Below are 14862 nucleotides of genomic sequence, written 5' to 3' on the forward strand. Positions count from 1 at the left end.
TAGCTGATCTTATTGATCTCAGCTTCAAACAAAATAAGTCATATTTTAAAAAGCCGGGCAGGGGCAAAACCATAAATTAAAGGGGTTGAAATAGGTTATAGGTTCTTTATTGATTTTTTTAGAGAAGTAATGGATCGCAAATACTTTTTCTTCTCCGAACTTTAGATAATGGCCGTTTAATTTACCGGAGGTTTTTCAAACTCGTTTAAGCGGTACGATACCTGGAAATTAGCCCGGTGTTTTTTGATAAACTCTGATGGGTTGACCCCGAATTGTTTATGAAATTGCTCCCTGAAATATTTGATATCGCTGATGCCTACCTGCAACGCTGCTTCATTAATATTGCAACTGGTTTGGATCAGGAGCTCGGCAGCTTTTCGCAGCCGGACAAACCTGATAAAGTTATTAATAGACTGGCCGGTACTGCTCTTGATCCTTTTAAACAGTGTTGGGTAACTGATACCTACTGCCTCGGCCAGGGTATAAACATCAAACTTATCGCTGTTGAAATTTTGCTCGATCACAGCAATACAATTATTGAGCAGGTCTTTATTTTCGCGGGAAATATTAATGGCGATGTTTTCCTTCGTAACTTCCTTATAAAAATATTGCTGAAGTTTGGTTTTGTTTCGCAGTACGCTTTTAACCCTTGCTGTAAGTAATTCTTTGTCAAATGGCTTCCGCAAAAAGTCTATGGCACCTTGTTCAAGACTTTTTACCATGATATCGGGCGTAGTATCGCCGGTGAGCAAAATAACCGGGATGTGTTTTATGGCTGCATCGTCCATGATCATCTTGCATAGTTCCAGCCCATTTATCCCGTCCATAACAATATCACTTATAATCAGGTCAGGGATATATTTTTTGATCAATTCAAAACCAACTGCGCCATCTTTAGCCTCAATAACCAAATAGTCGGCGAAAAATATCTTTTTAATATAGGTCCTGATCTGTTCATTATCGTCAATAACAATGATGGTATGCTTTTCCTGGCTAAATATTTCAAGTTTCTGCATTTCAGTGTTTTCTTCAACAAGGTCTTTGCTGTCATGATCTATAAGGTCGTTCACAAAGCTGTAATCAGGAGCCGCTACCACATTTATCTCCTCTGCCGAAAAGTGATTTATCCCTTTGGGTAATTTCAAAGTGAAGGTGGTTCCGCCGGTTTTATTATTTGTATAATTTATGGTACCCTTGTGGCAGTCAATAAATATTTTAACCAGGTACAAACCTATGCCAAATCCTTTTTTGAAGTAATTATTGTCTTTCACCTGGTAAAACTTATTAAACAGTTTGTCGCCAGTTTCTGTATTGATGCCTATGCCATTGTCACTTATTTTAAAGGAAACGTGTGTATTGTCTTCTTCTACCATAATATGGATGGTGCCATGGTCTGGAGTAAATTTAATGGCGTTTGAAATAAGGTTAAATAACGCGATCTCTATTTTTTCAATGTCTGCAAATACCCCAATATTCCGGCTTGTTGTTTCAATGTTATAATTCAGCTTTTTGATTTTGGCCTGGTGTACAAAGCATGAAAACACCTCCTCGCACACCCTCACAAAATTCATCTCACTTATGTTTAATTGCGCGTTTTCGCTTTCAATTTTGCGAAACAATAGCAGGTGATCAACCAGGCCTAACAAGCGGCGGGCATTTCGGTATACTGTATTAAGCTCATCCGTATGGCTTTTATTTTTATCCAGTAAATCTTTGATGGGGTTGATGATCAGCGTAAGCGGAGTCCTGAACTCGTGCGAAACGTTGGTGAAAAAAGCGAGCTTCTTTTCGTTCAATTCTTTCTCCTTTTCAACTTTTAAGTTAGCCAGGTTAATTTCAAATCTAAGTTTTGTTTGTTTTTCGCGGTATAAAAAGTAAATGTATACCATCCCGAAAATAATAACCAGGTATACTCCATAAGCCCACCATGTTCTGTACCACGGCGGAAATACGATAACCCTGATACTTACTTGTTTTGACATCCAGTTTCCCCTGGTATCTGTTGCCTTGATCCTTAGCGTGTAAGTTCCTTCACTTAAATGGGTGTAATAAGCTGATTTGGTTTTGCCCACATAGTTCCATCTGTGGTCCCAGCCCTCAAGGTAATATGCATATTGAATTTTATCAGGAAATGAATATTCAAGCGCCGTGTAATGAACGGTGAGCGCAGCTTGCTCATAACTAAGCTGGATTGTTTTAAGGTCGGCTACTGATTGATTCTTTAGCAGCTCACTGGAACCATCGGTCTCCAAATTATCAATCTTCAGGCCTGTGATGCGAAGATCTGGCTTATGGTCTGCTACCTTTATGCTGTCGGGGTTAAAAATATTAAACCCATTAATGCCCCCGAAAGCCATATTGCCTGATTGCAACCGGATTGCCGCGTTATAATTAAACTGAAGGCTTTGCAAACCGTCGGAAACAATGTAGTTGGAAAACTCGTTTTTTGCCGGAGAAAACCTTGTTAAACCATTATAAGTGCTGCACCATAGGTTCTCCTTGCTGTCGATAAGTATGTTCAGAACGGAATTGCTTGGTAAGCCATTGGCCCTGGTATATCTTACATGGCTCATATCTGTAAGGTTAAACTTCAATAGTCCGCCGCCTTCCGTGCCTATCCATAAACGGTTTAACTTATCTCCGGCGATAGCTCTTATGCCATAACCAATGTTGAAAAAGCGGTGTGCTTTTTTAACAGTATCTATTTTTATAAGCCGCGTATAATTGCCTGCCCATAACGTTCCATTCCGGTCTTCAAATAAAGAATGTACGTTAACCAGGTTTTCATCAAACAACTCGAAGACGTCTTTTTTCCTGTTATACAAGTAAAGAGCGCCACCCCGGGTAGTACCCGCCCATAAATGGTGCCTGGAATCTTCATAAAGTTTCCATAGGTTATTATCAATTGTTTGGGTCGATGTGTTAAAACATTTGTAATGCCTAAACTCGCTGGTGGACTTGTTAAACTCATCTATACCGCCATTGAAGGACGCTACCCATATTTTGTTATCGAAGGTTTTAAGTATGCTCACAATAAAATCTGAACTTAAGCCGCCGCCGGTTGATGCGTGGGTATAACTGGTGTACAAATTATTTTTGGTATTCCAATAACAAAGGCCACCACCATCTGTACCTATCCATAAATTGTGCTTTTCATCTTCACAAAATGAAAGGATAAAGTTGTTGATCACACTGTTTTTATTAAAGGGATCATTATTAAAAAGAGCGAAAGGCTTTTTAAAATTGTCAACAACACTTACACCGCCGCGCAGGGTTGCTATCCATTTTCTTGACTCCCGGTCATGAAAAACTGTAGTAATAGCTCCGCTGCGTAAAGAGCCGGCTTTATTGCCGTTAGTAATAAAAGTGAGTTTGCCGTTATCTGTATTAAAAATATTAATGCCTCCGCCGTCGGTGGCTATCCAGAGGTTGCTTTTTTCGTCGAGCGTTAGGTTAGATATATTTTCGCTTGTGAGTTTGTCGGTAGGAGGGTGAAACCGGTTGAGGGTTTGTGTTTTAGTGTTAAATAAAAACAAACCGTTTTCTGTACCGATCCACAGGTTGCCGGTTTTATCCGTAAGCAGGCAACTGGCACTATTAAGTTGCGTATTGATGATATTTATGCGCCCAGATTTGCGGTCGTACAAACCGAGCCCCTCGCTTTTTACAAATATCCAGGCACCTCCCCGGGTTGGACATAAGGCCTTTACACTATAGTTATATATATTATTAAGCCCTGTTTGCAGATACAGCTTTTTAATCTTGTCATATCTCAATAGCCCAAGCTCGTCCGATCCTACATATACATTACTGTCTTTATCGGTTACTATGATATTGATGTTTGACGCAATTTTTGACCGGCGCCCATTGTTATGCTCCTGAAAGTATTCGGGATAAAAATATGAGTCCTGGTAATTATAAAAAGCAAGGCCCCGCTGGGTGCCTATTAATATTTTGTTGCCAACGCCGTTTAACGCACTGATATGATTGTAGGGGAGGGATTTATTATTATTCCATTCATTTCTGTAGATCTTAAATTCATCGCTGTCGTACCTATTTAAGCCATCATATGTGCCCATCCATATAAAACCGTATTGGTCCTGGTATATGGAAGTGACCGCGTTGTTTGATAATCCGTTTTCAATACCTACATACCGCACAGGCAGCCCTTCGGCAAAACCAAAAACATGTAGGTAAATGAAAAGGAACAGAAAGATAAAGTGTATTCTCGGATTTAAAGCATTATTTATCCTGCTATACATTATAATTATTAGTTAATAGTTGGTAAGTAAAAATATCAAAATGATTTACAAATGGGTTTTGTTTTCTACGCTGAACGATAATGTTACAAACAACAGCCGGATAGTGTTGAGGCTTTGTTGCTTTGTATAGGAGGGATATGGACTTGTTGGGCTATTGTTGCTCTACTTTTGATAGTTAATGATTTTGGGTTTTTATGGATATTATTTTACCCCCTTAAATTTAGGGCTTTGTCCCCCTTTTTTTTGGTTGTATTATTGCATTTTTGGTCAAGCAACCAATTGTACCTGCATAACGATCTGTGTTTATCCTTTTTTGAGCGATAAACTCATAGTTAGATATAAAAAAAATAATTTATCATGATAAAACGCGGACTCATTTTCTCAATATTGAATGTTGTATTGTTATTAAGCTTACCCATTTTGTTGGCACTTAAAAGTGTTGATGTACCGCCGAAAATTAAATGGGAGCAGCTTTTTAACGGAAAAGACTTAAACGATTGGACTATTAAGATCAGGAAACATAAGTTGAATGAAAATTTTGGTAACACCTTCAGGGTTGTTGATCACAAGATCCAGGTGAATTATGATCAGTATGAAAAGTTTGATGAGCAGTTTGGGCATTTATTTTACAAAAGGCCTTTTTCGTACTACCTGATAGGTGTTGAGTACCGCTTCACCGGAAACCAAATAAAAGATGGTCCGGGATGGGCATACCGCAACAGTGGAGTCATGATACATGGCCAGGATCCTAAAACAATGGGGCTCGACCAGGATTTTCCCGTATCCATTGAGGTGCAGTTGCTGGGCGGAAACGGTAAGGACAAAAGGCCAACAGCCAACGTGTGTACCCCCGGAACGCAGTACGTGCTTGATAACTCGGTTGTTAAAAGTCATTGCCTTGATTCAAAATCGGCAACCTTTCATGGTGACCAATGGGTTAGGGTGGAGGCGTTGGTGCTGGGGGATTCGCTTGTTGTACATTATGTAAATGGAGAAGAAGTGTTACGTTATCATCGCCCGCAACTGGATCCAGTTGGCGGAGCAGAAGAAGGCGCGTTGTTAAAAAGTGGCACAATTTCTTTACAAAGTGAAAGCCACCCCGTTGAATTCAGGAAGGTTGAAATTGTCAATCTTGAAAAATATGCACACGATCCTCAGAAACTTACCGCTGTAATACAGCAACTAACGGCCGAAAAGCGGATCGCCAGGCAATAAAGAATCACTAATAATTTACCTATAACCAATAATTAACGATGTTAAAGTTTTCCCTGACCCTGTTCATCTGCATATCCTTTTTGCTTACATTCAAATATTTCGCCAATACCAGTATTAACGAAGTGAAGCCAGCTAAGCACGGTGTTTTAGCTTCAACACAAGTAAAAGGCTTAAATCACTCTAAAAGCGATTCGCTTCATTGGCCCGCCGGTTTTACGATCACCAGGTTTACGGGCCCTGATATTACGCCAAGCCCGGCTTGTTTAGCAGTAGCAGCCACCGGTGAGGTGTTTGTTGGCGTTGATATGATGGGGTCGCTGGGCAAAGATCCCGGCAAGGGGCGGATAATTAAACTTATAGATAGCGATAACGATGGCAAGTTAGATAAGCATACTGATTTTGCCGATGTTGACGATCCGCGCGGTATACTCATCATGGGCGACCAGGTTTTTGTGCTTCATACAGTTTTTTCGAAAGAAACAGGCAAAGCTAATGGCATGATTCTCGAAGTTTTTGAAGATAAAGACCATGATGGTATAGCCGATGGGCCTCCAAAGCCGCTTATTGAACATTTAAGTAATGCGCACATGCTGGCCGAACGCGGAACAGACCATGCTACTAACGGTATCCGTATGGGAATTGACGGCTGGATCTATATAGCTGTGGGCGATTTCGGCTTTCATGATGCTATCGACCGCGATGGCAGAAAATTGACAATGCTGGGTGGCGGTATCATAAGGGTTAGACCTAATGGCAAGGAAATGGAAATTTATACCCACGGCACACGCAATATCTATGATGTTGCTATTGATCCGTACATGAATATATTTACCCGCGATAATACCAATGATGGTGGCGGCTGGAATATTCGTTTTTCGCATCATATCCAATCTGGCGAATACGGTTATCCACTATTATTTAAACATTTTACTGATGAAATTTTGCCGGGGCTGGTTGATTTGGGTGGTGGCTCGGGTACAGGTTCATTGTTTATGGATGAGCCAACCTGGCCGGAGAAATACAATCATGTGCCTATGACCGCCGACTGGGGACGGAGCGAACTTTATATAAACAGGGTAAAGCCCGATGGGGCCAGCTTTACGCAAGCAGAAGAACCATTTATTGAACTTCCCCAAATCACCGATCTTGATGTGGATGGATCCGGAAGGCTTTACCTCTCGGCCTGGGATGGAGCCGGATATTCAGGCAGTGCATCAAAGGGCTATGTTATCAGGGCCATACCAAATGGATGGTCATATAAGGCATTTCCTGATGTTAAGGCGATGTCGATAACCGATTTAACCAATATGCTAAAATCAGAAAGCGCTGTTGCCAGGTTAAACGCCTCGCAGGAACTTATTATGAGGCCGGCAGACGAAAGTAGTAAAGCGGCTTTTGCAATTGCATCAGACGCAGGCGCACCTTTATATGCACGGGCGGCCGCACTTTTTACTTACGCCCAAATTGCCAGGGAAAGTGGAATAGCCAACCTTGTACAACTTACTCATGATAAAGCCTTGAGGGAATTTGCACTACGTGAATTAACCGATAGAAAAGCCGGAATAGAGCAGGTACCAATAGCTCCTTTTTTAAGTGGACTGAAAGATCCCTCTCCGCGTGTGCAGGCAGCAGCAATCATCGGCCTTGGCCGACTTGGCCGTTTAGAGGCAGCCATTGAATTGCTTAAAACGAAGGTTCCTGCAAGTTTTGTAGCGCCTGCTAAAAATACAGAAGGTCCGCACGCTACGCCTAATTCAGCCATAATACCGGCCCACTTAGCTGTAAGGGCACTTGTGAGTATGAATGCGGTTGATGCATGTGTTAGTGCAATTGGAACATCCAATTCAACATTAGCATTATGGGCATTACGATACATGTATGACGCAAAGGCGGTGAATGGTTTGATTACTGCTTATCCAAAAATTAGAGATCCAAAAACTAAGAAACAAATACTGGTAACCCTGGCTCGCCTTTATAAACAGGAAGCACCTTATGATGCATCATGGTGGTGGGGTACCCGGCCAGATTCACATGGGCCTATTTACAAAGGTATAACCTGGGAAGCTTCACCTCGTATTGAAAAATTTCTTACACTTGAACGGGCCAAATCGGACGCCGCAGGCAAACAATTTTATGCTGATCTGAATGAGCGCCATCAAATGGGTATCACCGCATTTGGAGGTGAGGAAAAAAGCGTTGCAACAAAAGAAACCAAAGTGGATTTGGCAAAGATCCTGAATAAAAAAGGGCAGATTGGCAGTACATCTATTGAAGATGTTATGTTGATGTTAGCCAAAGTTAAAGGTGATCCGAAGAAGGGAAAAGCTCTTTTTGCACAGCAAGGCTGTATAGCCTGTCATAGCCTCACCCGGGGCGAAAAGTTAAAGGGGCCTTTTATGGGACAGATCGGTTCGATCATGAACCGTCAGCAAATTGCCGAATCCATTTTAAAGCCCAGTGCTTCTATTTCGCAGGGGTTTGCCACAGTGATGATAACAGCTAAAGGCAATAAAAATTATATGGGATTTATTACAGATGAGTCTGCCCAAAAAATAGTGATGAGAAATATAACGGGAGATGTATTCACGATTAAATCAAGCGATGTGCTTACCCGGAAGGAATTGAAAACATCCATGATGCCAGTAGGCCTTGCCAATGCCTTATCGTATGATGAGTTTGCATCACTTGTTACTTTTCTTTCTCAGCAAAAAAATTAGGAGCGAAGGTTAATCCTAAGGACTTGTTTGAAAATCAGTAGCTATAAAGTACCTTAGTATTTAATTAGTCGCCGGCAATCTGCAGCAAAATTAAGCAGGTTGCCGGCCTGATTTCAACCCCAACCAATTATGCAACACAACGCTTTATCGCTCAGGCCGTTCATTGGCTCTAAAAATTTTGAAATATCACGTAGTTTTTACCGCGATCTGGGTTTCGACGAAGTTGTGCTTGACGCTAATATGTCGGTTTTTAAAACCGGCCAACTCGCCTTTTACTTGCAAAACGCCTACGTTAAAGACTGGATAGATAATACCATGATCTTTCTGGAAGTTGACGATGTTGCCCGCTATTGGAATGAACTGTTAGCTTTAGATCTGCCCTCAAAATATAAAGGCGTTAAATTAACCCCAATTCGCGTCGAGCAATGGGGGAGGGAATGTTTTTTACACGATCCCTCCGGTATACTTTGGCATTTTGGAGAGTTTTTTAATAAGGCTTAGTTCCCTTTTGCGGTCGAAAGATCAAAAAGAGTTGTATCAACCTCCGGTTTTAACCTGAATGTTATTATGTTTCCGGGCTCAGAAAAGTGCTTTCTACTGATGTAAGCGGCCCTGATATATGCAGGTTGCCCGGTGTGTGATGAGTATATTAACCGGCTTCCTCCCCTAAAAGAATCCTTTGCAATTAATCAATACATTAAGTATTAACCCCGCAATCCGGCAGGGCTTACTCCGGCTATAACCTGTCTTGTGATCTTCTTTAAAAATCTGCTTGTCACTCCACCGTAATAATTTATACAATTATTTTAAACAAATGTTTTAATCAAACGATTGATTAATTTTGTGCCATCATTTACGACACAAAACTTTTATCAAATGGCCGAGTCAGGATTTAAAAAGTGGATAATTACCATCACGGTGATTATAGCCTCACTGTTAGAATTAATAGATACCACCATAGTTAACGTTTCCATTCCCCAGATCCAGGGTAACCTTGGGGCCACCATAACCGATGCCGCCTGGGTAGTAACAGGGTATAGTGTGGCAAACGTGATCATTTTGCCCATGTCGGGCTGGCTGAGTAGTTTTTTTGGGCGCAAAAACTACTTTTTAACTTCAATTATTGTATTTACTATAGCTTCGTTTTTATGCGGTAACGCCAGTAGCCTGACCGAACTTGTTGGTTTCAGGATTTTACAGGGTTTAGCGGGAGGTGGCTTACTTTCAACATCACAGGCCATACTGATTGAAACATGGCCGGCAGAGCAATTAGGCACAGCCACAGCCCTGTTTGGATTAGGCGCTGTTGTTGGTCCAACCATAGGCCCAACAATTGGCGGCTACATAACCGACCATGCCGCCTGGCGCTGGATCTTTTATGTTAATATACCCGTGGGGATCCTGGCCTCTATATTTACGGTAATGTATGTAAAAGTAACATCCCGAGACGGGAAAGATAAACCTATCGACTGGTGGGGGATTGCATTACTGGCTATAACCGTTGGCAGTTTACAAACCATATTGGAAAAAGGGGAGGACGAAGACTGGTTTGCCACCACCTATATCATTGTACTTACCTGTACAGCGGTTATAGGTTTGCTGCTTTTTTTATGGCGCGAGTTAAGTACCGACCATCCTATTGTTAATTTCAAGATCATGCGCCACCGCAGTTTTTCGGCGGGGATGGTTACTTCTTTTATCCTTGGCGTGGGTTTGTATGGGTCGCAGTTTGTTTTTCCTGTTTTTTGCCAAAACCTGCTGGGGTTTTCGGCGCAACAAACCGGCGAGATCTTGCTGCCCGGCGGTTTGTTCACCATTATGATGATGCCTTTTGTAGGGATTATGCTTAATAAAGGGCTGCCCGCACAATTTATGGCTGTGGGTGGTATGATATTGTTCTTTGTTTTCTCCTGGTTTATGAGCGGCTCAACGCTGGCATCAGGTACCGGCGATTTCTTTTGGCCTTTAGCCATCAGGGGGATCGGTTTATCGTTGCTTTTTGTACCGCTTACCACTATCGCTATCGGCGGTTTAAAAGGTGCCGAAATAGGGCAGGGAACAGGTTTAAACAATATGATGCGCCAGCTGGGCGGTTCGTTTGGTATAGCGGGTTTAAATACGCTGATCCATATCCGCGTGGCAACGCACCGCAACAATCTGTTAACCAATATCAACCCATATAATAACTATTTTACCGACAGGTATAACGCCCTGTTGCATGGGTTCATGGCTAAGGGCAAATCATTTTTTGATGCCTCAAAAATGGCCTATGCAGCTATTGACGGTACGGTTAATAAGCAAAGCACGTTGTTAAGTTATAACGACGCTTACATGGTGGTTGGCTGGGTGATGCTGGCGGCAATTCCGCTCATATTTTTGGCGCCAATTGTAAAAGGACAAAAGGCCGTGGCCGACTCACATTAATCGCCCTGGATGATATATGTTTTTGAATGAGTAAATTTGAAAACATATATCATCCATGACAATAATCGCTGAAACGACAACCGAAGAGAAAATATTGAATGCGGCCAGAAATATCTTCACCAAAAAGGGCTTCTTGGCTACTACCGTACGGGATATAGCTACCGAGGCCAATACCAACGTAGCATCTGTTAACTACTATTTTCGGAGTAAGGAAAATCTTTTTGCGTTTATCATGGATGAAACCATCAAAAAGCTTTTCGATAAAATTGAACCGGTTTTAAACGATGAAACCACTACTGCCATCGACAAGATAGAAACTTGTGTAGGATACTATATTGATCAGCTTTTGGAAAACCCTGATTTTCCTTTCTTTATGGTGAACGAGGTACTTGCAGGGCAAACCACTTTACCCATGGTTGAAAAGGTTAAAACGTTAACTGATTCTTTTTTTGCAAAACAGCTTTATGCCATGCAGACCGATGGCGTTATTAAATTTCATCCCATTAACCTGATGTGGAATATTGCAGGGATGATCGTTTTTCCGTTCCTTGTGCGTCCAAGGCAACTGGAGGCTGGCTATTTTGATGCACCCGAATTTGTAGCGATGATGAAGGAAAGGAAAAAGCTGATCCCGCTGTGGATAGGGCAGAGCCTGAAGGGGTAGTAGCGTTCTTGGTTGGTACCTCAGTATTCATTACTCTCCGACTGCTTTCATCGTAAACATTCCACTGTAATATTTGCGGTATGCATAACCCAACAAGAGATTAGGCACTACCAAGGTGACGCCCATAAGCCATCCAGATGGCACTAAAAAAGTATGGAACAGCAATACATTCAAACTGATGGGGAAAAGTACCACTGCCGAAAATGGCGCATAACGGTTAAACATCAATGAAAGCCCTCCCACTATTTGTATCACCTTTTGCATGGGGTAAAAGTAGCCCGTGCCTTTTAATCCAGCTATGAAAGCTCCGGCTTTACCAGTGTGCAGCGGTTGATAAGGGATAAAATGTAAAAAGTAATCGAGCCCGAATATCAAATAAAGTGAACCGAGTAATATCCGGCATACCAGCGTTGTAGTTTTCATGATTGTTTATAACCGGGCTGAATTTATCGAAAAATTTGCGATCAAACTCATATTCCTAAAATATATGATTGATCCCCATGGAAAATGGAAGTGAGTAATTGGAAGGTTGAAAATGTTTTAGGGACGATTTTATCTGGCGATAATATGCAAATGCTCTTCTCTTAAAAAGTCCACCAGATCAACTTCCAAAATTTTCGCTATCTCAATGAGCCTGGTAAGGGTGAGCTTAACATTGCCTAATTCAATTTTGCTGAATGTATTTTGCGATACGTTGAGTTTATAGGCAACATAAAATTGAGTGTAATTTTTTTCTTCCCTCACTGCACGGATCCTGTTGGCTATAAGTTTTTCGGTAAGCATTTGTTGTTTGCTGGTTTCAATTATAAACGTAATTGTGATCACCCCGGATTGGAAAAGCACGTAATAAACAGCTGAGTTGTTTTGTATACCTAAGATCTCTTCTTACTCTAAAATAGGGTGTTGTTAATGTGTTGGTAATCATGGTTTTGTATTTAATTTGGTTGATTGCGAATCTGTTGGTTGCCGTGAGCCGTAGTTTCATCCAAACTAATTAAAACAATAATTTATGAAAAAAATGATCATCGCGGCCTTTGCATTAGTAGCTTTTGCAGTAGTCCCCAAAGCCAACGCACAAACCAAAATGGTAGGCGGCGCAGCTATGTACCCAACTAAAGATATTATTGATAATGCGGTAAATTCAAAGGATCACACTACACTTGTTGCCGCTGTTAAGGCAGCAGGCCTGGTTGAAACCCTGAAAGGCGATGGCCCGTTCACCGTTTTTGCACCAACCAACGAGGCTTTTGATAAACTGCCGAAAGAGACCGTTCCAACTTTGTTGAAACCAGAGAACAAGGAAATGCTGACCAAGATACTTACTTATCACGTAGTGGCAGGCCGTTTAAGCTCGACAGATTTATGGGCTAAAGTTAAGGCGGGTATGGGTAAAGCCGAACTAAAAACTGTAGCTGGCGGTACACTTACCGTTATGGCACAAGGCAAAAAGCTATACCTTGTTGATGAAAAAGGTGGTAAATCATGGATCACTATTGCCGATGTATTTCAAAAAAATGGTGTTATCCATGTAGTTAACACTGTACTAATGCCCAACTAGTAAGAGTTCATGTTTAATTGAATAGGGCCTGGTTGCTTAAAAGCGCCGGGCTTTTGTTATTCAGGGATGCCCGGGGGAAAGATGAATTGAGTTGTATTTAGTTGATTTTGTATGAATTACGGTAGATTAACTTTAAATTAGGTTAAAAGTATGCGTATGGAAAACTTCTGGAAGGAAAAAAAAGATTGGCTGAACAAATTAACCATAGAGGATGCAAAGTTCATATTTGACCAGGCCGAAAAATCTTATAACCACACCATGGAAACGGCAAAGGGAATTTACGAGCGTTCAAACGGGTTGCTAACGCTTGTTTCTGGTATTTTAATCGGCCTTGTGGCTTATGCTATTGGCAGGTGGAAGGATAACCCTCATTTAGATACCTTGTTATTTACAGCCGTAGTAGGGATATTTTACTTTCTGATATTGGGATTGATATTTATTTTGGAAAGTGTAACGCCAAGCGAATATCTTTTACCCGGCACAAGCCCCGAAGCATACTTTAACAACGGGTTTTTCAATGACAAACTTGGTGATGATGACAGGATATTAGCTTTTTATAAGGTTGAAATCATCAATTTTAAGGAACGGATTGAAAAAAATACTAAAAAAAATGATACCAGGTGGAAAATGTACATTCTTTGCTTAAGAGCGATATTTTTTTCGCCCATAGTTATGGGGATTGCTTTTGCTATCGCAACTATAGCTTCCTGATTATTCGGTTTCAAGGTAGTCTCCCTGCTCGGATGATGACAGATCATCGCCATTCCATAAACCAGGTGTTCCGAAATCACCTTCCTCATAAGGCTCGTTGTCTTCGGCGCAAGGCATAGCTTCATCAAGATTGGGATCTGACCTGCCTACGCGGCCCTTACCTGATGTTTTAATATCCCATATATCAGGTATGTTTTGACCGTCTTCTTCGGGAGTGGGGGTTTCATCAGGGTCTGGAAATTGGCTCATAATCAAATAATTATTGCTAATTAAAGTTAATTTATTGTAGGGATAAAAACAAATGAAAAAAATGTGTGTACCCTTTAGTCTCAAAGCCCTGACGTAAAAATGTCAGGCATTCTTTAGAGCGGACAGATCACATTGCAGATCTTTATCCCAATTTCCTGTTATGGCAGCAGCGTCATAGGTAGATTGCAAAAACTGCAGCAGTGTTTTTTCTGGATCGGCTGACCTGGAAACAACTTCATAAGTCAATAAAAACTCACCCATCTCCCCGCTGTAAAATGCTTCAGGAGGTGACACCTGCTGTTTGCTAAAGTCCGCCGGAGTCGGGTAACAATAAGCATAAAAAACCGGATGCGGGAAAGCATCAGATCCGGGCCAAAAACCACAGGAACTTACTTCCTGCGAATAAGCTTCCTGCATTATTATTGCCGGCATGTTAGGAACACTGCCCTGGTGTTTAGGTGCCGGCCTGCCCGAAAAACGGGTTACGGCAAGATCAAATCCTCCCCAAAAGAAATGTACAGGGCTGTTCTTGCCTTGAAACCCAGCCCTGAACTCGGTAAAAACATTATGGACCCTCACCAGTGCCTGCCAATAGTCATGCATGGCGGAGGCGTTATAATTACATGGCGTATGATTTTCGGCAAAAGGAATGGCCGGCTCCACTTCGTTTGGTACCGCGTATATTTCTACGCTTGCATTAACCGAACGGATATTATCCATCAGTGATTTGTAAAAGGCGGCTACACTTCCGGTACCAAGCCCAAACGACCTTTTTTCTCCGGTACTGGTAAATATATTAAGCGTATGGCTAATGAAATCAAGATCGATTTGGAAGACACCAGCATCAAAGGGCATACTGCCGGTAGTTAGGCCGGTAGCACTTACATAAAGGGTAACTTGCCAGGAGTGATTGATCCAGGGCATTTGTTTTAGCCTCACTTTACCAATGATCTGGGTCCACATATGAACACTTGCAATAGTATCTTTCAGATCATGGTAATCAAGCCTGGGCCAGCCTGTTGTAATTGGATTGCTCATAGGTATAGTTTCACTTAACCCTAA

12 protein-coding genes are annotated in these 14862 nt (G+C 41.6%); 7 read left to right on the plus strand and 5 right to left on the minus strand.

What is annotated here, in order from left to right:
- Window positions 1–176: 176 nt before the first annotated feature.
- Complete coding sequence (locus tag AC1DUD_RS29100; protein WP_477381108.1) at window positions 177–4262, minus strand: two-component regulator propeller domain-containing protein; 4086 nt, start codon at window positions 4260–4262, stop codon at window positions 177–179.
- Window positions 4263–4619: 357 nt separating this feature from the next.
- On the opposite strand from AC1DUD_RS29100, the gene AC1DUD_RS29105 reads away from it, so the two are divergent.
- From AC1DUD_RS29105 to AC1DUD_RS29125, 5 genes are all read left to right on the plus strand, one after another.
- Window positions 4620–5477: a 3-keto-disaccharide hydrolase gene (locus tag AC1DUD_RS29105; RefSeq protein ID WP_477381110.1), complete on the plus strand. Its 858-nt coding sequence runs from the start codon at window positions 4620–4622 to the stop codon at window positions 5475–5477.
- A 38-nt stretch (window positions 5478–5515) separates the two neighbouring features.
- Window positions 5516–8194, plus strand: a complete 2679-nt coding sequence (locus AC1DUD_RS29110; protein WP_477381113.1) for a DUF7133 domain-containing protein — start codon at window positions 5516–5518, stop codon at window positions 8192–8194.
- Window positions 8195–8323: 129 nt separating this feature from the next.
- Window positions 8324–8695, plus strand: a complete 372-nt coding sequence (locus AC1DUD_RS29115) for a VOC family protein (RefSeq protein ID WP_477381115.1) — start codon at window positions 8324–8326, stop codon at window positions 8693–8695.
- Between the two features lie 375 nt (window positions 8696–9070).
- Window positions 9071–10618 carry a DHA2 family efflux MFS transporter permease subunit gene (locus AC1DUD_RS29120; RefSeq protein ID WP_477381117.1) on the plus strand — a complete coding sequence of 516 codons (1548 nt, stop codon included), beginning with the start codon at window positions 9071–9073 and terminating at the stop codon, window positions 10616–10618.
- 55 nt (window positions 10619–10673) lie between these two features.
- Window positions 10674–11282 carry a TetR/AcrR family transcriptional regulator gene (locus AC1DUD_RS29125; protein WP_477381119.1) on the plus strand — a complete coding sequence of 203 codons (609 nt, stop codon included), beginning with the start codon at window positions 10674–10676 and terminating at the stop codon, window positions 11280–11282.
- Window positions 11283–11312: 30 nt separating this feature from the next.
- Here the strand turns inward: AC1DUD_RS29125 and AC1DUD_RS29130 are convergent, their stop codons facing one another.
- Entirely contained in the window at window positions 11313–11705 is a 393-nt protein-coding gene (locus AC1DUD_RS29130) for a hypothetical protein (RefSeq protein WP_477381121.1), read from the minus strand.
- A gap of 129 nt (window positions 11706–11834) precedes the next feature.
- Entirely contained in the window at window positions 11835–12065 is a 231-nt protein-coding gene (locus tag AC1DUD_RS29135) for a helix-turn-helix domain-containing protein (RefSeq protein ID WP_477381123.1), read from the minus strand.
- Window positions 12066–12291: 226 nt separating this feature from the next.
- Between AC1DUD_RS29135 and AC1DUD_RS29140 the strand changes: the two genes are divergently transcribed.
- Both AC1DUD_RS29140 and AC1DUD_RS29145 read left to right on the plus strand, forming a co-directional pair.
- On the plus strand, window positions 12292–12840 hold the full coding sequence (locus tag AC1DUD_RS29140) for a fasciclin domain-containing protein (RefSeq protein WP_477381125.1): 549 nt from the start codon (window positions 12292–12294) through the stop codon (window positions 12838–12840).
- 156 nt (window positions 12841–12996) lie between these two features.
- Window positions 12997–13551, plus strand: coding sequence for a hypothetical protein (locus tag AC1DUD_RS29145; RefSeq protein WP_330861975.1), 555 nt, complete (start codon window positions 12997–12999; stop codon window positions 13549–13551).
- On the opposite strand, the gene AC1DUD_RS29150 is transcribed toward AC1DUD_RS29145, so the two are convergent.
- Together AC1DUD_RS29150 and AC1DUD_RS29155 are read right to left on the minus strand one after the other, a co-directional pair.
- On the minus strand, window positions 13552–13800 hold the full coding sequence (locus AC1DUD_RS29150; RefSeq protein ID WP_477381128.1) for a hypothetical protein: 249 nt from the start codon (window positions 13798–13800) through the stop codon (window positions 13552–13554). It abuts the gene before it with no gap.
- Window positions 13801–13902: 102 nt separating this feature from the next.
- The gene (locus AC1DUD_RS29155; RefSeq protein WP_477381130.1) at window positions 13903–14838 is read right to left on the minus strand and encodes a DUF5996 family protein; all 936 of its coding nucleotides are present in this window, start codon (window positions 14836–14838) and stop codon (window positions 13903–13905) included.
- Window positions 14839–14862: the final 24 nt, after the last annotated feature.

Source organism: Mucilaginibacter sp. P4_A11, assembly GCF_056402535.1.